The following is a 17793-nucleotide window of genomic DNA, read 5'->3' as shown; positions in this document are numbered from 1 at the left end:
CTCACACTCCTTTTCTCGGCCCGCGCGAAGCGGGATCACGGAAGTTTTCGATATGAAGTTCACGCTTTCCTGGCTCAAGGATCACCTCGACACCGACGCGTCGCTCGGCGACATCCTGAGCGCGCTGACGCGGGTCGGGCTGGAGGTCGAGGGCGTCGAGAACCCGGCCGAGCGCCTGTCGGGGTTCCGCATCGCGCGCGTGTTGACCGCCGAGCGTCACCCGCAGGCGGACAAGTTGCAGGTGCTGTCGGTTGATGCCGGAAACGGCCCGTTGCAGGTCGTGTGCGGCGCGCCCAACGCGCGCGCCGGGCTGGTCGGTGTCTTCGGCCTGCCCGGCGCGACCGTGCCCGCGAACGGCATGGTGCTGCGCGTCGCCGCGATCCGCGGGGTCGAGTCGAACGGCATGATGTGCTCGACCCGCGAGCTCGAGCTCGGCGAGGATCACGACGGGATCATCGAGCTGCCAGGCGACGCAACCGTCGGCACCGACTTCGCCAGTTACGCGCAGCTCGACGATCCGGTGATCGACGTGTCGGTAACGCCCAACCGCCCCGACTGCATGGGCGTGCGCGGGATCGCGCGCGATCTAGCCGCCGCGGGGCTCGGCAGCTTGAAGCCGCTCGACGCGTGCGCGGTCGCGGGCGAGGGTGCGGGTCCCGACGTGCGGATCGACGACGCCGAGGGCTGCCGCGCCTTTTACGCGCAGGGCGTGTCGGGGGTGAAGAACGGCGAGTCGCCCGAGTGGCTGCGCCGCCGCCTGACCGCCATCGGGCAGAAGCCGATCAGCGCGCTGGTCGACGTGACCAACTACGTGATGATCGACCTTGGCCGTCCGCTACACGTCTACGATCGCGCGAAGCTAAGCGGCGCGCTGGTCGCGCGCGCGGCGAAGGACGGCGAGGAGGTGCTGGCACTCAACGGCCGCACCTACCACCTTCGCGCCGGCATGACCGTCATCGCCGACGACGCCGCGGTCCACGACATCGGCGGCGTGATGGGCGGCGAGTACTCGGGCGTCACCGCGGACACGACCGACGTGCTGATCGAGTGCGCCTACTTCGACCCCGACGCCATCGCGCGCACCGGACAGGCGTTGCAACTCAGCAGCGACGCGCGCACCCGGTTCGAGCGCGGGGTCGACCCTGCCTTTCTCGACGACGGGCTCGCGATCGCGACGCGGATGGTGGTCGAGCTGTGCGGCGGTTGCCCAAGCGAGGTCACCCGCGTCGGTGAGCCGCCGCTGGAGCCGCGCCGCTACGCCTATGATCCCGCACGCGCGGAGACGCTCGGCGGACTCGCGGTCGCGCCCGAGCGGCAGCGTGCGATCCTGACCTCGCTCGGCTTCACCGTTGATGACGACTGGCAGGTGACGGTGCCGACCTGGCGTCCCGACATCGACGGCAGCGCCGATCTGGTCGAGGAAGTCATTCGCATCGAGGGCATCGACAACGTCCCTTCCGTCCCGCTCGCGCGCCCGGCGGGCGTCGCGACACCGACCGCCACGCCGACGCAGAAGCTGGAGCGCCGCGTCCGCCGCGCCGCCGCCGCGCGCGGGCTGGACGAGGCGGTGACGTGGAGCTTCGTGTCGGAGGATGCCGCGGCGGCGTTCGGCGGCGGCGCCTGGACGCTCGCCAACCCGATCAGCGAGGAATTGAAGGTGATGCGCCCATCGCTGCTGCCCGGGTTGCTCTCGGCCGCCGAGCGCAACCTCAAGCGCGGCGCGGAGGGCGTGCGGCTGTTCGAGCTCGGTCGTCGTTACCTCGCGGGCGGGAAGGACGGCGCGGCGGACGAGCGCGCGACGCTGGGGCTGGTGTTGGCGGGCAATGCGCACACGCGCGGCTGGCGGACCGGCAAGGCGGCGGCGTTCGACGCGTTCGATGCCAAGGCGGAGGCGCTGGCGCTGCTCGCCGCCGCGGGCGCGCCGGTCGACAATCTGCAGGTGATGGGCGCGGACGGCGTCTGGTCGGGCGAGGCGTGGCATCCGGGGCAGTCGGGCACGCTCAGGCTCGGCCCGAAGACGGTGCTCGCCGCCTTCGGGATGCTCCACCCGCGCACCTTGAAGGCTTTCGACCTTGCGGGTTCGGTCGCCGCGGTCGAGCTGTACCTCGATGCGATCCCGGCGAAGCGTGGCGCTTCTGGTTTCATGCGCACTCCTTACGCGCCGCCCGCGCTCCAGCAGGTACGTCGCGATTTCGCGTTCGTGGTGCCGGAAGGTGTCAGCGCCGACGCGCTGACCCGCGCGGTGAAGGGTGCGGACAAGGCGTCGATCGTGTCCGCGCGCGTGTTCGACGTGTTCACCGGCGCGGGCGTCGAGCCGGGCACCAAATCGGTCGCGCTGGAGATCGTGCTCCAGCCGGGTGAGAAGAGCTTCACCGACGCCGAGTTGAAGGCGATCAGCGACAAGGTCGTCGCGGCGGCGGCGAAGCAGGGCGCGACGTTGCGCGGATAAAAGAGCGGGCGGGTGCCGATGCGCCCGCCCGTCCTGAACTACGGCAATCGCGATCGGACGCGGGTGCGCCCGGTTAGACTGAAGATCACACCCGCATCGGCATGAGCACGTACAGTGCGGGCGACTTGTCGTTCTCGCGGATCAGCGTCGGCGCGGCGGCGTCGGCGAGGTGAACCTCGACCAAGTCGCTGTCGATCTGCCCCAGAATGTCGAGCAGGTAGCGGCTGTTAAAACCGATCTCGAACGGCGCCGAGGTATAGTCGCCGGGGACTTCCTCCGCCGCAGTGCCGTTCTCCGGGCTCGTCACCGACAGCGTTATACGATCGCGGTCGAGCCCCATCTTCACCGCGCGCGTCTTCTCCGTCGCGATGGTGGATACGCGGTCGACGCCCTCCATGAAGCTCTTGGGATCAAGTTTCAGGATCTTGTCGTTCGCGGTCGGGATGACGCGGCTGTAATCGGGGAAGGTGCCGTCGATCAGCTTCGAGGTCAGGATCGCGCTGCCCAGATCGAAGCGAATCTTGGTCGAGGACAAGGACACCCCGACCGAGCCATCGACCTCGTCGAGCAGCTTACGCAGCTCGGCGATACATTTGCGCGGCACGATCACGTCGGGCATCCCGTCCGACCCCTCGGGCTTCGCGACCGTCACGCGCGCGAGGCGGTGGCCATCGGTCGCCGCGGCTTTCAGCACGTCGTCCGACAGGTGCAGGAAGATGCCGTTCAGATAATAGCGCGTTTCTTCGGTCGAGATCGCGAAGCGCGTTTTGTCGATGATCTGCTTGAGCGTTTCGGCCGGCAGTTCGAAGCTGGTCGGCAGTTCCCCTTCCGCGATCACCGGAAAATCGTCGCGCGGCAACGTGCCGAGGCTGAACCGCGCGCGACCCGCGACGATCGCCATGCGGCCGTCGGCAGCCGACAGCGACACCTGCGCGCCCTCGGGCAGCTTGCGCGCAATGTCGAACAAGGTGTGCGCCGATACGGTGATCGATCCCTGCTGGTCGACCGCGGCGGGAACGCTGTCGTTGATCTGGAGATCGAGGTCGGTCGCCATCAGCCGCAGCGAGCCTTCTACCGCCTCGATCAGCACGTTGGACAGGATCGGGATGGTGTTGCGCCGCTCCACCACGGACTGCACGTGGCTGAGCCCCTTGAGGAGCGTTGCGCGTTCGATCGTCGCCTTCATTCGTGATTCCCCCGGCCCGCGAGCCTCGACCAGCGCAGGTCTCGACCGGGGGCGATATGGCCATCGTTTCCTAGCCAAAAGAAAACGGCCGGAGCAAGCGCCCCGGCCGTCTTTCTTGTGCGCCGACCCTGTGAAAAAGGTTAATCAGCGCGCCAAAAGGGTCTCGTCCGTCAGAAACGGATGCCGACGCCCCCCATCAGCTGGTGACGGTCGGCGTCGATGTCGTACCCGTCGACATCGCCGTAGTGCGAGTAGCGATACTCGCCCTTCACGTACGCGGTCGGCGTGATGTTGTACTCCAGCCCCGCACCGACGCGGAACCCGTCGAGATTGGTGTGGTCGCGGAACGTCGTCGTGCCCGCGTCGTAACGCGATTCGACGCGCGCGTTGGTGTAGCCGCCCTTGGCGTAGATCATCGCGCGCGGCGAGATGACGTAGCCGACGCGGCCGCCGAGGTAGAGGTCGCGACCCGCGTTGATCGAGAAGCGGTCGCCCGCGGTGATCGCATTGTAGCTGCGCGCACGCGTGGTCGAATCGGTGATCTCACCCTCCGCGCCGAGTACGACGCCGCCCGCCTGCACGTCGTAGCCGAGGCCGACGCCGTAGACGAAGCCGTCGCGCCCTTCCGAGCTGCCGTCGCCGCCGTCCTGCAGATTGTCGTAACCGCCCAGCGCCTCGATCCGCGCGCCGGTGAAGGGGGCGTTGGTCTGCGCGGCGGCGGGCAACGCGGCGACGGCGGTGCCGATGGCGACTGAGGCGAGAACGAGCTTACGCATGGGGAACTCCGTTATCCTGTCCGCCCAACACCGGGCGGGGATGGGGCAAATAGTCAGCACCGCTGCCGGTTGCATGAACCTCAGCTAAACAGCTTTTCGCGTTGCTTTTGCGCCACACCGGGTTGACATCGCGGGCATGGAAACGGGGTTCGATCATCGCGCGCGGCAGGGCCGCGACTTCGTCGCGCGGCACGGCGAAACGGTGTTCAATGCCGCACGCCGGTTGCAGGGTGATCACCCGCACACGCCGCTGACCCGCGCAGGCTTCGCGCAGGCCGACGAGATGGGGCGGGCACTTCGCGACCTGCTCGGGGCCAAGCCGACGCTGGCGATGTGGGCATCGCCGACGGGTCGCGCGCTGCAGACGCTGGCAGTGATCGCGGAACATCTCGAGCTGGATTGGCACCAGGCACGCACCGACGCGCGGCTGGTCGAGATCGACATGGGCAGTTGGGGTGGGCGCTATTACGCCGACGTGGTGGCGGAGGTCGGTCCGGTGATCGACGAAGAAGGATTGCTGCGCTGTGCGCCCGATGGTGAGACCTACCCGGCGATCGCCGAGCGGGTCGGCGGCTGGTTGCGCCACACCAACGAAGACGCGGGCGACCGGCTGGTCATTATGCACGGCATCTCCAGCCGCGTGCTGCGCGGCGTCGCGACGGGAGCGCCGATCGGCGCGTGCGGCGCGCCGGTGCTGCCAGGCTACCCGCAGGGCAGCGTCTCGCTGATCGAGCGTGGGCAGGAGACGCTGGTCCATCGCGGCATCGGATACGCGCCGGCGTGAGCGCACTGCTGCTGGTGATAGCGCTGCTCGCGGGCGAGCGCGACGCAATCGGCGTGTGGCAGCGCTGGGGCGCGATCCGCGACGCCGGTCCGCCCCGGCGCTGCTTCGCGCTGGCGCGACCGGTGACGGCGAGCGGCGGTACCGACACGCGCGGCGGGTTCGCGAGCGTCGCGGCGCGCGCCGACCCCGCTGGGAGACAGGCGGTGTTCGTGCGCTTCTCCGCCGCGCGAGCGCTCGGGACGCCAATCACGCTGGCAATGGGCGAGCGGCGCTTCGCGCTCCGCGGCGACGCACGCGGCGCGCGCGCGCCCGATGCCGCAACCGACCGCGCGATCGTCTCAGCGATGCGCGGCGGACGCAGCATGAGCGTGTCGGTCGTGGCGGTCGGAGGACGGCCGTTCGCCGATACCTACCTGCTGGACGGCGCCGCGACCGCGATCGATGCGGCGAGCCTCGCCTGCGCTCGGTGACCGCGCGTGCTGCGGCCAGAGACGAGTCGTCTGCGACGAACCGCGTGAGCGCATGAGCTTTGTAGCAACCAGCCGCTTGTTCGCGCGTTGATGCGCTATGACCGAACGGGGACGGCACGGCCGTCGCCGCGATTGTTGTTCCTTTTGTAGTGCGTGACCCATGAACGAGCCGATCCGGGGCAGCCGCCCCGTTCACCATGACTTCCTGTTGCAGGAGCGCGACGCATCCTCAGTGCTACCGGGGGCCGCGCGCGCACCGTTCACGGCGGCGCGCGACGCGCTGCGCCAGGCCTGGGCACCGCCGCTCGACACTTTCGTGACCGAAGATCTGCCGATGCTGCTGACGCGATTGAACCTCGTCCAGGCGGTGCGAACCGCGCGCGCCGAGGACGAGTTCGCGGGCGACGTGCGCTAACCGCCCGCGGTCACGCTTCCGAGCGGAGCGGCCGCGACAGCAGCGCGTCGATCGTGGCGGCAACCGGCGCGCCCTCCAGCAGGCGGCACACCGCTTGGGTAATCGGCATGTCGACGCCCGCCTGCGCCGCCGCCTCGCGCAGCACGGGAGCGGTGTGCGCGCCCTCGGCGACGGTCAGCCGGTTCTCGAGCAGCGAGGCGGCGGGCGTGCCCTGACCGATCCCGCGTCCGAGCGAGAAGTTGCGCGAGCTGGTCGAGGAGCAGGTGAGCACGAGGTCGCCCAGCCCCGACAATCCGGCGAGCGTTTCCGCCCGCGCGCCGCGCGCGAGGCCGAAGCGCGTCATCTCGGCGAAGCCGCGCGCGATCAGCGCGGCGCGCGCGTTCTGCCCCAAACCCGCCCCATCGACGACGCCGCACGCGATCGCGAGCACGTTCTTCACTGCGCCGCCGATCTCCGCCCCGATCACGTCGGTCGAGGCATAAGGGCGGAACGTCGGCTGCGCGATCAGCGCGGCGAGTTCGGCGGCGAGCGCGGCGTCCTCGGCCGCCAGCGTTACCGCGGTCGGCAATCCGGCGGCGACCTCGTGCGCGAAGGTCGGTCCCGAAAGCACCGCGATCGGCGCGCCCGGCACGGCCTGACGCGCGACCTCGTGCAGCGGCAGCAACGTGCCCGCCTCGATCCCCTTCGAGCACAGGATCAGCGGGGCTTGATGCGCGCTGAGGTTGGCGAGCGCCCCGCGCATGTGCTGCGCTGGCGTTACGACCAAAATCGCGCGCGCGTCGGCGAGATCGCTCCACTCCTGGGTCGCGCGGATCGCGGGTGAGAGTGCGACCCCGGGCAGGAAGACGGCATTCTCGTGCGCATCGTTGATGCCGGCGACGACCTCCGCCTCGCGCGCCCATAATGTGACCGCGTGGCCCGCGCTCGCCGCGACCTGCGCCAGCGCGGTGCCCCAGGCGCCACCGCCGACGACGCCGATCGTCTCGGGGCCGCTCACGCCTTCACCCCTGCGCCGCGCACCGCCTCGGCATGCGGGTCGAGCGGCCAGCGCGCGCGCGCGGGCGCGTCGAGCGGATCGGTCAGCCCGGCGGCGAAGCGCTCCGCGCCGGCCCATGCGATCATCGCGGCATTGTCGGTGCACAGCCATAACGGCGGCGCGACGAAGCGCAGATCGTGCGCGGCGGCGAGCGCCTGCAACGCCGACCGGATCGCGCTGTTGGCAGCCACCCCGCCGGCGACCACCAGCGCGCTGACCGGCCCCGCTCGATCGAGCGCGCGGCGGGTGCGGTCGATCAGGCAGTCGACGACCGCAGCCTGAAACGACGCGGCGAGATCGGCCGGCGCATGATCGTTCGCCGCGCGCGCCACCGCCGCCTTCAGCCCCGCGAACGAGAAATGCGGCTCGGGCGAGCGCAGCAGCGGGCGGGGCAGCGGCACGGCGCTTGGGTCGCCTTCCGCTGCGGCGCGCTCGACCGCCGGGCCACCGGGAAAGCCGAGGCCGAGGATCTTGGCAGTCTTGTCGAACGCCTCGCCCGCAGCATCGTCGATCGTGGTGGCGAGCCGGCGATAGCGCGCCACGCCCTCGACGAGCAGCAACTGGCAATGCCCGCCAGAGACGAGCAGCAGCAGGTAGGGGAAGTCGAGATCGGGATCGGACAGCCGCGGGCTGAGCGCGTGACCCTCCAGGTGGTTGACCGCGACCAGCGGCTTGTTCGCGGCATGCGCCAGCGCCTTGCCGGTGACGAGCCCGACCATCACGCCGCCGATCAGCCCCGGACCCGCGGTTGCGGCGACCGCGTCGACGTCGGCGAGCGTGACGCCCGCGTCCTTGAGCGCCGCGGCGACGAGCGGCTCCAGCGCCTCGACGTGCGCGCGCGCCGCGATCTCGGGCACGACCCCGCCATAGGGCGCGTGCGCCGCCTCCTGCCCGAGCAGGCGATGCGCCAGCACCTGCCGGTCGCCGGTGACCAGCGCGGCGGCGGTTTCGTCGCAGGAGGATTCGAGACCGAGGATGAGCATGGCGGTGATGTAGGGGATCGGGCTGAAAAGGTGAAATGGGTCGCCGCCTTGCCCCTTCGGCGATGCTCGGCGATAGGCGGGCGATGGCTGGAAGCTTTCGACTGGGTACGCGCGGATCGCCGCTCGCGCTGGTGCAGGCGGGAATGGTGCGCGACGCGCTGATCGCGGCGCACGGCTGGGAAGACGTCGAGATCGTCGTGATCCGCACCACCGGCGACCGCGTGCAGGACCGCGCATTGGCCGAGATCGGCGGCAAGGCGCTGTGGACCAAGGAGCTCGACCGCGCGCTGCTGGCGGGTGAGGTCGACGCCTGCGTCCATTCAATGAAGGACGTGGAGACGATCCGCCCGCCGGAGATCGCCATCGCGGCCATGCTGGAGCGCGCCGACGTGCGCGACCGCTTGATCGGTGCCGACTCGATCGCCGACCTGCGCCACAATGCGGTGGTGGGAACGAGCAGCCCCCGGCGCGCGGCGCAGCTCGGGCGGTTGCGGCCCGATGTGAAAACGGTGCTGTTCCGCGGCAACGTCGACACGCGGCTGGGCAAGCTGGCGGTGGGGGACGTCGACGCGACGCTGCTGGCGGCGGCGGGGCTCGGCCGGCTCGGGCGGCACGACACCGGCGTCGCGGTGCCGTTCGACCAGATGCTGCCCGCGCCTGCTCAAGGGGCAGTGGGGATCGAGACGCTGGTGGATGGCCCGGCACGCGCGCTGGTCGCGGCGATCGATCACGCGCCCACACACCGCGCGGTCGCGGCCGAACGCGCCCTGCTCGCCGCGCTCGCCGCCGATTGCCACTCGCCCGTCGCGGCGCTGGCGATAAACGAGGGCGAGCAGGTCTATCTGCGCGCGCAACTGCTGACCGAGCGCGGCGACGAAGTGGTGGAGGGCGCGCTGCGCGGCGGCGACGAGGTGGGCGCCGCGCTGGCGCACGACCTGCTCGCGCGCGCGCCCGCCGCGGTCAGGCGATTGTTCGCCGGGTGAGCGACCGCCGCCGCGCGCTGGTGCTCAGGCCCGAGCCGGGCAATGCGCGCACCGTCGCGCGCTTACGTGCTGCCGGTGTGGAGGCGATCGCGCTGCCGTTGTTCAAGGTTCGCCCGCGTGCCTGGGAGGTGCCCTCGGTAGACGCGTTCGATGCGTTGCTGCTGACCAGTGCCAATGCGGTCCGGTTCGCGGGCGCCGGGCTCAACCGGCTGTCGCATTTGCCCGTGGTCGCGGTGGGCGAGGCCACCGCGGTGGTGGCGCGCGAGGCGGGGATGCGGGTGGCGGTGACCGGGCAGGGCGACGCCGCGGCGGCCGTTGCAGCGGCGCGAGATTTCCCGCGACTGCTTCATCTCGCCGGGCGCGAGCACGTCGCCGTGCCCGGGACGACGCGCGTGATCGTCTACGCCAGCGAGCCGGTCGCGCTCGCATCCGGCGCGCTGGCACAGGCGGTTGGCCAAGTGGTGCTGCTCCATTCGGCGCGGGCGGCAGCGCGGTTCGCAGCGCTCGCCGCCGATCTGCCGCGCGGGTCGATCACGCTCGCGGCGATCAGTGCCAAGGTCGCAGCGGCGGCGGGCGAGGGGTGGGAGCGGATCGTCGTCGCCGACGCGCCGCATGACGCTGCGCTGGTCGCCGCAGTAACGATGCTCGCGATTGACCGAACGCGCGGGCGCGGGGATAACGCGCACCATGAGTGACGATCATCCGTTTGGCGGCGCGCGGCGATCCCGCATGGGGCCGGCGGTGCTGATCGCGGCGCTGGTGCTGGCGATCGGGCTGGGGTTGATGATCTTCGCGATCCGCGACGAGCCGGGCTGGCTCAGGCGCGGCAGCGACGCGGGCACGGCCGCTCGGACCACTACCCAGCCGACGGCTCAGGCACCCCCAGCCGCGGCGGTCGACACCGACACGCTGTCGCAGCGCGAAACCGCACTCGCCGCGCAGATCGCGAGTCTCGAGGCACGCGCCGCGACGCTCGGCAGCAGCACCGCCAACGCCGAGGGCCGCGCCGGTCGGGCCGAGGCGATCCTGATCGCCTTTGCCGCGCGCCGCGCGATCGATCGCGGGCTTGGCCTCGGGTATCTGGAGGAGCAGATACGCGCGCGCTTCGCGGGGGCACCGCGCGAAGCATCGGCCGTGATCCGCGCGTCGCGTAACCCGGTGACGCTGGAAAGCCTGCGCCAGGATCTCGATACCGCGACGCCGGTGCTGCTCGCACGGGAAAGTAGCTGGTGGGGTGGGCTGGGTGCCGAGTTGCGCAACCTGGTCGTGATCCACGAGGCGGGCACGCCGTCGCCGCTGCCGGCCGACCGGCTCGCGCGAGTGCGCCGGCTGATCGATGCCGGACGGGTCGAAGAAGCGCTGGTCGAGGTCAGGCGACTGCCCGGCGCCGCGAACGCTGCAAGCTGGACCAGTGCCGCGCAGCGTTACGTCGACGCGCACCGCGCGCTCGATCAGCTGGAGACGATCGCGATCGTCGGGCCGGTGGCACCGCCTGCTGCCGCGCCCGGGCAGGTCATCCAGAGCTCCGCACTGCCGATCCAGCCGCAACCCGCACCGACCGCCGATCTGGGCAATTACCTGTAAGGTCACCCCGCGTTCATGTCGGTAGCGTCACGTTCTCAGCCAACGAGACCAGTGATGACCAAGAGGGGGGACGGATGCGCGCGTTGATCGTCATTGCAGCGGGGCTGCTCAGCGGATGCGCGACCGCGCGCGTGGCCGGGTTCGATCAGGCGCCGATCGGCCTGGACAGCGAACGGATCGACGTGACGGGTCTGTCGGGATGGTCGAGCGGCCGCTTCCGCTTGGGCGACACGCAAGGCCATGTACGGCGCGACGACCGGCGCGACGCGATCGGCTGGGGAAGCGCGGCGGTAGGCGATGCGTTCGATGCCGTCCGCGTCGGCCAGGCGGTGCGTTACGGTACGATGGTGTTCGAGCTGATGCGCGCCGACCTGGGCGGCACGCTGGCCGCGCGCTGCCGCTACGCGCGCGAGGAGAGCCGCGAGACGCTGGGCGTCGTCGATGTCGCCAGCGAGTCGAGCCCGCTAAGGCTCGCCTGCGCGTTCCGCCTGAACGGCCGCGACGCCGGCGCGCTGATGTTGAACGCGGTGCCGACCGATGCGCGCGATCTTGCCGAGCGACGCAGCGGTTCGGTCACGCTGGGCGACGAGCATCTGTCAATCCGGTCGCTGCACGAGATCGCGGGCGTGAGAGGGCTTTGCGCCACGCCGGCCGGGTACCGGATCGATGCCGGTGATGGCACGCCGGTGTCGCTGATCGAGCTGACTGCGGGCAGCAACCGCCGCGTGCTCGTCGCGCGCGATCCGGCCCGCCGCGCCGCGGCGCTCGCCGCGGTGCTGACGCTCGCGCTGTTCCGCGATCCGGGCGACGTGGGATAGCCCGCGCTCAGTTCGCTTCGCCGATCAGGTCAGTCGCTCGATCAGCGCCATCGCGGCGTGCGGTGCGCGCACCTTTGCGCCGTTGATCATGAATACGAACGTGTCGCGCGGGCGCACGGGCGCCGGATCGGCGGCGCACGGCAGCGTTGCGGGCGTCGTCCCGCTCGCCAGCAGGCGCGCCGCCTCCGCCCAGCGATCGAGTGCTTCGGGCGCGTAGCCGGTGGGCTTGTCCTCGCGTGCGTCTTCCAGGCGGAGGTAGGCGAAGTCGCCCGACACATCGCCGATCGCGGGATAGTCGGCCGAGTCGGCATAGACGATCGCGACGCCGGCGGCGCGGCACAGCGCGACGAAATCAGGCGTGAAGAAGCTGTCGTGCCGCACGTGCACCGCGTGGCGAAGTGCCAGCCCCTCGTGCGCGGACGGCAGCAGCGCCAGAAAGGCGGCAAAATCATCGGCGGCGAAGCGGCGCGTGGCGGCGAACTGCCACAGGATCGGGCCCAGCTTGTCGCCAAGCTCGACGATGCCCTGTCCGATAAAGCGCGCGATCGAGTCGTCCGCTTCCGCCAGCACCTTGCGCGTCACGCAGTAGCGCGAGGCCTTTAGCGCGAAGACGAACCCGTCGGGCGCGGTATCGCGCCAGTTGGCGAAGGTCGCGGGCTTGAACGAGGAATAGAAGGTCCCGTTGACCTCGATCGCGGAGACGTGCCGGCTGGCATATTCCAGCTCGCGCTTGATCGGCCATTTGGGCGGGTAGAAGCTGCCGCGCCACGGCTCATAGGTCCAGCCGCCGATGCCGACTCGGATGGGATTGGTCATGCGAACGGATGTAGCGGATCGACGCGCGTGCGTCGCCGAAGGTCGAGCGGCGGAACACCAAGTCCCGCCGCTCCGTTCAGATTACAGCTGGTTCTTTACCTGCTGCTCGACGCGCGCGTCGTCGTTGTCGTCGGCCTTGTCCGCGGCATCGTCGCCCATCTCGCGCACGTTGTCGGCCTTGTCCTCGAGCATGTCGGACACCTGCTCGTTCGAGGTCGCGCCGGCCTGTGCGTCGAGCGCGTCGGCGCGGTTCTCGGTCATCGCCTCGATGTTGTCGGCGGCCTTGTCGTCGGCATTGCCGCCGCACGCACCCAGCATCAGCAGGCCGGCCACACCGGCGGCCTTCAGAACGGTCTTCATGATTGCACCCCTTTTTCGTTGCGGGTGTTCAATGATCCGTCAGCCGTGAGGGTTCCAAATCGTCGCTCGCGCGTTGCGCTTGCCATGTCCGAACCCAATCCCGCGGCCGACGACGGCTGGCTCCGCATCGCCTCCGACCGGCTGTCCGCCGCGATCAACCCGCACGGCGCCGAACTCTCCTCGATCAAGGATGGGGACGGGTGCGAGTTGATGACCGACGCCGACCCGCGCTGGTGGACCGGACGTGCGCCACTGCTCTTTCCCGTCGTCGGCAAGCTCGCGGGTGAAGTGATCCGCGTCGACGGGCAGGTCTATTCGATGAAGCAGCACGGCTTCGCGCGCCGACGCGACTTCGGCGTCGTCTCGCACGAGTCGTCGTGCGTCGTGTTCGCGCTCAGTGACGACGCGGAGACGCGCGCGTCCTACCCGTTCGCGTTCGAGCTGGAGGCGGCTTTCACGATTGCCGGTGCCACGCTCGAACTCGCGATCACGCTTCGCAATCCCGGTGACGCGCCGCTGCCCGCCAGCTTCGGGTTCCACCCGGCGTTCGCCTGGCCGCTGCCCTACGGTGAGCCGCGCGCCGATCACCGCATCACCTTCGCGACGGAAGAACCCGACACGCTGCGGGTGCTGAACGCCGACGGGCAGATCACGGCCGAACACCGCGCCTCGCCGCTCGACGGTCGCACGCTGCACCTGACCGACGCGCTGTTCGAGCGCGACGCACTGATCTGGGATCACGTGCACAGCCAGTCGGTGCGCTACGGTGGCGAGCGTGGCCCCGCGCTGGAGATCGCCTTTCCCGACACGCCGATGCTAGGCGTGTGGACCAAGCCGGGCGCACCGTTCGTCTGTGTCGAGCCGTGGCACGGCATCGCCGATCCGGTCGATTACACGGGCGAGTTCCGCGACAAGCCCGGCGTGTTCGAGGTAGCCCCCGGCGGCGAGAAGCGCATCACCATGTCGGTGACGCTGTGTCCATGACTGCTGTAGCCGGATACGACAACGGCCGGCCGCTCGTGCGAGCGACCGGCCGCGTTGGCGATCGATCAGCGGCGATCAGCCGTCGTAATCGGCGCCCAGATTCTGGTTGCGCGGTGGGGCGGCGGCGGTGAGGCGCAGCGCCTCCGCCGACGCGGCCAGGCTGCCGACCTCGTCCGCCTCGTCCTCGTCGTCGATGCGGACGCGCTGCAGCCCCTGCACCGCCGATTCGTTCAGGTCGCGCGGTTTCACGGTCTGCTCGGCGATCTCGCGCAGCGCGACGACCGGGTTCTTGTCACGGTCGCGATCGAGCGTGAGTTCCGCGCCGCCCGAGATCTGGCGCGCACGCTGCGCGGCCATCAACACCAGGTCGAAACGGTTCGGGATCTTGTCGACGCAATCCTCGACGGTCACGCGCGCCATCAGCGGCTTCCTTGCGAATAAACGGATACGGGAAGATGCCTGTGTATGACGAGCGTGTCGTGAAGTCAACGAAAGCAGCCGAAACGCACGCGCCTGCGCAGCGGATGGAGACCACGACGGTCGACGGGCATCGGCTTACACTGCTGACCGAGGGACCCGAGCGCCGCCGCGCGCTGCTCGACCTGATCGAGGGCGCGCAAACCTCGTTGCGGTTGATCTTCTACATTTACGCCGACGACGCGTCCGGCCGGCGGATCAACGACGCGCTGATCGCCGCCGCCGCGCGCGGGGTGACGGTCGCGCTGATCGTCGACGGGTTCGGCAGCGACGACGCCGACGCCGCCTTCTTCGACACGCTTCGCAATGCCGGCGTGTCGGTGTGCCGCTTCTCGCCGCGGTTTGGGCGCCGATATCTACTGCGCAACCACCAGAAGCTCGCGCTCGCCGACGCGGGAACGAGCCGCGCGCGCATTCTGACCGGCGGGTTCAACGTCGAGGACGATTATTTCGGCACTGAACGCGAGCAGGCGTGGCGCGACCTCGGGTTGCTGGTCGAGGGTGAGGCCGCGTCGCGGATGGCGGGCTATTTCGACGCGCTGCATGACTGGGTGCGCCAGCCCAGCGGCAAGTTGCGCCACCTCAACCGCGCGCTGTCGCAGTGGAGCGAGACCCAAGGGCGGCTGCGCTGGCTGATCGGTGGGCCGACCAGACGCCTGTCGCCGTGGGCGCGCACGATCCGGCACGACATGCGGCGGGCGGAGCGGATCGACCTGATCGCGGCCTATTTCACGCCCAGCCCGACGATCCTGCGGCGGCTGGATAAAGCGGGGAAGATCGGCCAGGCGGTGCGTGTCGTGACCGCGGCGAAGTCCGACAACGATGCCACGATCGCGGCGGCACGCTTCACCTATCGCGGCTTGCTGAAAAAGGGCGTGCGCGTGTGGGAATACCAGCCGACCAAGCTGCACACCAAGCTCTACGTCGTCGACGACCTGGTCTATATCGGCAGCGCGAACTTCGACATGCGCAGCCTGTTTATCAACCTCGAGCTGATGCTCAGGATCGAGGACGCGGATTTCGCCGCGGCGGTGCGCGGCTATATCGACGGCGAGATCGCTCACTCGCGCGAGATCACGCGCGACCTCTACGCCGAGGCGACCGGATGGTGGCAGCGCACCAAGCAGTTCGCCGCCTATCTGATCGTCGGCGTGCTCGACCCCACCGTCTCGCGCGGGCTGAATTTCCGCAGCGAGGAATTGTAGTCGCGCAGACTTAGAGCGGCGGCGCGCTGCGCCGGCGTCAGTCCTTGTGCGCCCAGTAGAGCTGCGCCGGCGGTACGTTCCACCATTCCATGTCATGGTCGATGCGCGTGAAGTGCGCGGCGATGAAGTCGCGCACCTTGGGGCTGAACTGATAGACCAGGAAGGCGCCGTCCTTGCGCAGCGCGCGGTGCGTCGCCGCCGCGATTGCGGGTCCGACGCCGTCGGGCAGCGTCGAGAATGGGAGGCCGGAGAGGATGTAATCGGCCGATTCGTGGCCGTGCTCGGCGATGATCCGCTCCACATCCGCCGCGGAGCCCTCAACCGCGACGAAGCGCGAATCGGTGATCGTGTGGTCGAGGTAGCGGATGAAATCCGGATTGGTATCGATCGCGATCAACGTCGCATCGGGCGCCATCCGGTCGAGGATCGGGCGGCAGAAGGTGCCGACGCCGGGGCCATATTCGACGAACAGCTTGCAATTGGCCCAGTCGACGGGCGCCAGCATCTTGCGGATCAGCCGGTCGGACGACGGAATGATCGAGCCGACCATGACCGGGTGCTTGAGAAAGCCCTGGAAGAACATCTGCAGCGGTCCGGGAACACCGGCGGGCCGGGCGCGACGCATCGCGTTGGTCGAACTGGGCATGAGGAAAAGCACTGCTCCCGTTGATCGGTACTGCTCGGCTCCGCTGCAGCCCGGTTTGACGAACGCTCGGTGGAGCGCGTCGGTTGCCATAGCGGGGTTGCGCCGCGCCCCCAAGCGCCTAATCGCTCGGGCATGCTCGACGACCAAACAGCGGCGCAGCACGGGAGGACGGGGCAGGTGGCGGTGATCTTCGTCGCCTGGCGCAGCGGTGCCGATCAGCCGGGCTACGCCGCCGCGGCCGCGGCGATGGACACGCTCGCCGCGCAGCAGCCCGGCTTTTGCGGCATGGATGCCGCGCGTGGCAACGACGGGTTCGGCATCACGGTAAGCTACTGGGCGGACGAGGCGAGCGCGGTCGCGTGGCGCGCGCATCCCGATCACGCCAAGGTGCGCGAGGCCGGGGGCGGGCGCTGGTACGTCGGGTACGACCTGCATGTCGCGCAGGTCACGCGCAGCTACGGCTGGAGCCGGGAAGAGGGGGAGCGGATATGAAGCGCGGTTTCGATCGGAGCTTCGCGCTCATGTTCCTTGTCATGCTGACGATCGCGGCGGGGAACACCGCGCTGCAATCGGTGCTGCCCGCGCTCGGCCGATCACTGGGGGTGAACGACAGCGCGGTTGCGGCGGCCTTTTCCGTGTCGGCGCTGCTCTGGGTGGTGGCGGCACCGTTCTGGGCGAAGCGATCCGATCGCCACGGACGGCGGCTGATGATCCTGTTCGGCATGGGCGGGTTCTGCATCAGCCTGACCTTGTGCGGCGTGTTCCTGGCCGCGGGTATCAACGGCTGGATCGGCGGCACGACCGCGTTCGTGCTCTTCATCCTCGGGCGACTGATCTACGGCACGTTCGGATCGGCCGCGCCGCCGGCGGTACAGGCGCTGGTCGCGGGCAACACGACGCGCGAGGAGCGGACGCGCGCGCTGACGCTGCTCGCCTCCGCCTTCGGGCTGGGCACGATCCTGGGGCCCGCGCTCGCACCCTATCTGATCCTGGGGCACGCCGGCACGGTGGAGGTCGGGCTGGCGGGTCCCGCGTTCGTCTTCGCGGTGTTCGGGCTGATCGTGTTCGTGACCGTGCGCCGTGTGCTGCCCGACGACCGCGGCATCGAGGCCGGCGTCCACGGTGCCGCCAACGCCTATCCGTCGATCGGCGGGCAGGCGTCGGGCGCGAGCGTCACCGCGGCGACCGCGGAAGGACGCAGCGAGGTGCGCTACACCGATCCGCGGATCAGGGCGTGGATGATCGCCGGGCTAGTGATGGGACACGCGCAGGCGATGACGGGGCAGGCGATCGGCTTTCTCGTCATCGACCGGCTGAACGTCGCGCCCGCCGCCGCGCTGGAGCCGACCGGCATCGTGCTGATGATGGGCGCGGGCGCGGCGTTGCTGGCGCAATGGGGGCTGATCCCGCTGCTTAACCTGAAGCCGCGCGCGCTGGTGCTGAGCGGACTGGTGCTGGCGGCCGCGGGAACTGCGCTGACCGGACTCGCGACTTCGCTCTACGGTATCGCGACCGCCTATGCGCTGGCGAGCCTGGGGTTCGGCTTCACGCGGCCGGGCTTCACCGCGGGGTCTAGCTTGGCGGTCGGGCCGGCGGCGCAAGGGTCGGTCGCGGGCAAGGTGACGAGCGTCAACGGCGCCAGCTTCGTGCTCGGCCCCTCGATCGGGGTTGGACTGTACGAGATACAGCATTCGCTGCCGTATCTGACCGCGGGTGCGGCGTGCCTGCTGCTGCTGTTCTACGCCGCGCGTGCGCTTCGCACGCCCGAGCAGGAAGCGGCGGCGTGGAGCGATCCCGAGGTATAAGGGTGCCGCCGCTTCA

General features: G+C 70.0%; 20 protein-coding genes. 12 read left to right on the top strand and 8 right to left on the bottom strand.

Translation table 11 applies throughout. From position 1 onward, the window contains the following. Positions 1–52 precede the first annotated feature (52 nt). Positions 53–2449, top strand: a complete 2397-nt coding sequence (pheT, locus tag BMW51_RS11385) for a phenylalanine--tRNA ligase subunit beta (RefSeq protein ID WP_093006470.1) — start codon at positions 53–55, stop codon at positions 2447–2449. Positions 2450–2534: 85 nt separating this feature from the next. Here the strand turns inward: pheT and dnaN are convergent, their stop codons facing one another. Then, the gene (dnaN, locus tag BMW51_RS11380) at positions 2535–3635 is read right to left on the bottom strand and encodes a DNA polymerase III subunit beta (protein ID WP_093006468.1); all 1101 of its coding nucleotides are present in this window, start codon (positions 3633–3635) and stop codon (positions 2535–2537) included. Positions 3636–3805: 170 nt separating this feature from the next. Continuing rightward, positions 3806–4411 carry an outer membrane protein gene (locus tag BMW51_RS11375; protein ID WP_093006466.1) on the bottom strand — a complete coding sequence of 202 codons (606 nt, stop codon included), beginning with the start codon at positions 4409–4411 and terminating at the stop codon, positions 3806–3808. A 136-nt stretch (positions 4412–4547) separates the two neighbouring features. Here BMW51_RS11375 and BMW51_RS11370 point away from each other — a divergent pair, with 136 nt between their 5' ends. From BMW51_RS11370 to BMW51_RS11360, 3 genes are all read left to right on the top strand, one after another. Next, a complete protein-coding gene (locus BMW51_RS11370; protein WP_093006464.1) occupies positions 4548–5195 on the top strand; it encodes a histidine phosphatase family protein in 648 nt (215 codons plus the stop codon). Beyond that, positions 5192–5665: an invasion associated locus B family protein gene (locus tag BMW51_RS11365; RefSeq protein WP_245708454.1), complete on the top strand. Its 474-nt coding sequence runs from the start codon at positions 5192–5194 to the stop codon at positions 5663–5665. Before BMW51_RS11370 ends, BMW51_RS11365 begins: the two co-directional genes overlap by 4 nt. A gap of 160 nt (positions 5666–5825) precedes the next feature. After that, positions 5826–6080 carry a hypothetical protein gene (locus BMW51_RS11360; protein WP_093006462.1) on the top strand — a complete coding sequence of 85 codons (255 nt, stop codon included), beginning with the start codon at positions 5826–5828 and terminating at the stop codon, positions 6078–6080. Positions 6081–6090: 10 nt separating this feature from the next. Here BMW51_RS11360 and BMW51_RS11355 read toward each other — a convergent pair whose 3' ends face one another. After that, positions 6091–7077 carry an NAD(P)H-dependent glycerol-3-phosphate dehydrogenase gene (locus tag BMW51_RS11355; protein ID WP_245708452.1) on the bottom strand — a complete coding sequence of 329 codons (987 nt, stop codon included), beginning with the start codon at positions 7075–7077 and terminating at the stop codon, positions 6091–6093. Next, entirely contained in the window at positions 7074–8099 is a 1026-nt protein-coding gene (gene tsaD, locus BMW51_RS11350) for a tRNA (adenosine(37)-N6)-threonylcarbamoyltransferase complex transferase subunit TsaD (protein WP_093006460.1), read from the bottom strand. The genes BMW51_RS11355 and tsaD overlap by 4 nt, the downstream gene beginning before the upstream one ends. 83 nt (positions 8100–8182) lie before the next feature. Here tsaD and hemC point away from each other — a divergent pair, with 83 nt between their 5' ends. From hemC to BMW51_RS11330, 4 genes are all read left to right on the top strand, one after another. Further along, positions 8183–9082, top strand: coding sequence for a hydroxymethylbilane synthase (hemC, locus tag BMW51_RS11345; protein WP_093006458.1), 900 nt, complete (start codon positions 8183–8185; stop codon positions 9080–9082). Continuing rightward, a complete protein-coding gene (locus BMW51_RS11340; protein WP_093006456.1) occupies positions 9079–9777 on the top strand; it encodes a uroporphyrinogen-III synthase in 699 nt (232 codons plus the stop codon). The genes hemC and BMW51_RS11340 overlap by 4 nt, the downstream gene beginning before the upstream one ends. Next, entirely contained in the window at positions 9770–10666 is an 897-nt protein-coding gene (locus BMW51_RS11335; protein ID WP_143051853.1) for a hypothetical protein, read from the top strand. Before BMW51_RS11340 ends, BMW51_RS11335 begins: the two co-directional genes overlap by 8 nt. A gap of 74 nt (positions 10667–10740) precedes the next feature. After that, on the top strand, positions 10741–11484 hold the full coding sequence (locus tag BMW51_RS11330; protein ID WP_093006452.1) for a hypothetical protein: 744 nt from the start codon (positions 10741–10743) through the stop codon (positions 11482–11484). A gap of 24 nt (positions 11485–11508) precedes the next feature. Here the strand turns inward: BMW51_RS11330 and BMW51_RS11325 are convergent, their stop codons facing one another. Continuing rightward, positions 11509–12300 (bottom strand): DUF72 domain-containing protein, encoded by a 792-nt coding sequence (locus BMW51_RS11325; RefSeq protein ID WP_093006450.1) that lies wholly within the window; start codon positions 12298–12300, stop codon positions 11509–11511. An 81-nt stretch (positions 12301–12381) separates the two neighbouring features. Next, positions 12382–12660 carry a hypothetical protein gene (locus tag BMW51_RS11320; protein WP_093006448.1) on the bottom strand — a complete coding sequence of 93 codons (279 nt, stop codon included), beginning with the start codon at positions 12658–12660 and terminating at the stop codon, positions 12382–12384. Positions 12661–12744: 84 nt separating this feature from the next. Here BMW51_RS11320 and BMW51_RS11315 point away from each other — a divergent pair, with 84 nt between their 5' ends. Next, entirely contained in the window at positions 12745–13644 is a 900-nt protein-coding gene (locus BMW51_RS11315; RefSeq protein ID WP_093006446.1) for an aldose 1-epimerase family protein, read from the top strand. Between the two features lie 75 nt (positions 13645–13719). Here BMW51_RS11315 and rpoZ read toward each other — a convergent pair whose 3' ends face one another. Next, a complete protein-coding gene (gene rpoZ / locus BMW51_RS11310; protein ID WP_093006444.1) occupies positions 13720–14064 on the bottom strand; it encodes a DNA-directed RNA polymerase subunit omega in 345 nt (114 codons plus the stop codon). Between the two features lie 104 nt (positions 14065–14168). Here rpoZ and BMW51_RS11305 point away from each other — a divergent pair, with 104 nt between their 5' ends. After that, a complete protein-coding gene (locus BMW51_RS11305) occupies positions 14169–15326 on the top strand; it encodes a phospholipase D-like domain-containing protein (protein ID WP_093006842.1) in 1158 nt (385 codons plus the stop codon). 37 nt (positions 15327–15363) lie between these two features. Here BMW51_RS11305 and BMW51_RS11300 read toward each other — a convergent pair whose 3' ends face one another. Continuing rightward, entirely contained in the window at positions 15364–15972 is a 609-nt protein-coding gene (locus tag BMW51_RS11300; protein ID WP_093006442.1) for a class I SAM-dependent methyltransferase, read from the bottom strand. A gap of 132 nt (positions 15973–16104) precedes the next feature. Between BMW51_RS11300 and BMW51_RS11295 the strand changes: the two genes are divergently transcribed. Both BMW51_RS11295 and BMW51_RS11290 read left to right on the top strand, forming a co-directional pair. Next, positions 16105–16464 (top strand): antibiotic biosynthesis monooxygenase family protein, encoded by a 360-nt coding sequence (locus BMW51_RS11295; protein ID WP_093006440.1) that lies wholly within the window; start codon positions 16105–16107, stop codon positions 16462–16464. Next, positions 16461–17777 carry an MFS transporter gene (locus BMW51_RS11290; protein ID WP_093006438.1) on the top strand — a complete coding sequence of 439 codons (1317 nt, stop codon included), beginning with the start codon at positions 16461–16463 and terminating at the stop codon, positions 17775–17777. The genes BMW51_RS11295 and BMW51_RS11290 overlap by 4 nt, the downstream gene beginning before the upstream one ends. Positions 17778–17793: the final 16 nt, after the last annotated feature.

It is taken from the genome of Sphingomonas palmae (assembly GCF_900109565.1).
Lineage (GTDB): Bacteria > Pseudomonadota > Alphaproteobacteria > Sphingomonadales > Sphingomonadaceae > Sphingomonas > Sphingomonas palmae.
Note: the sequence above shows the minus strand (reverse complement) of the source record. Positions and strands in the feature narration are given on the sequence as shown.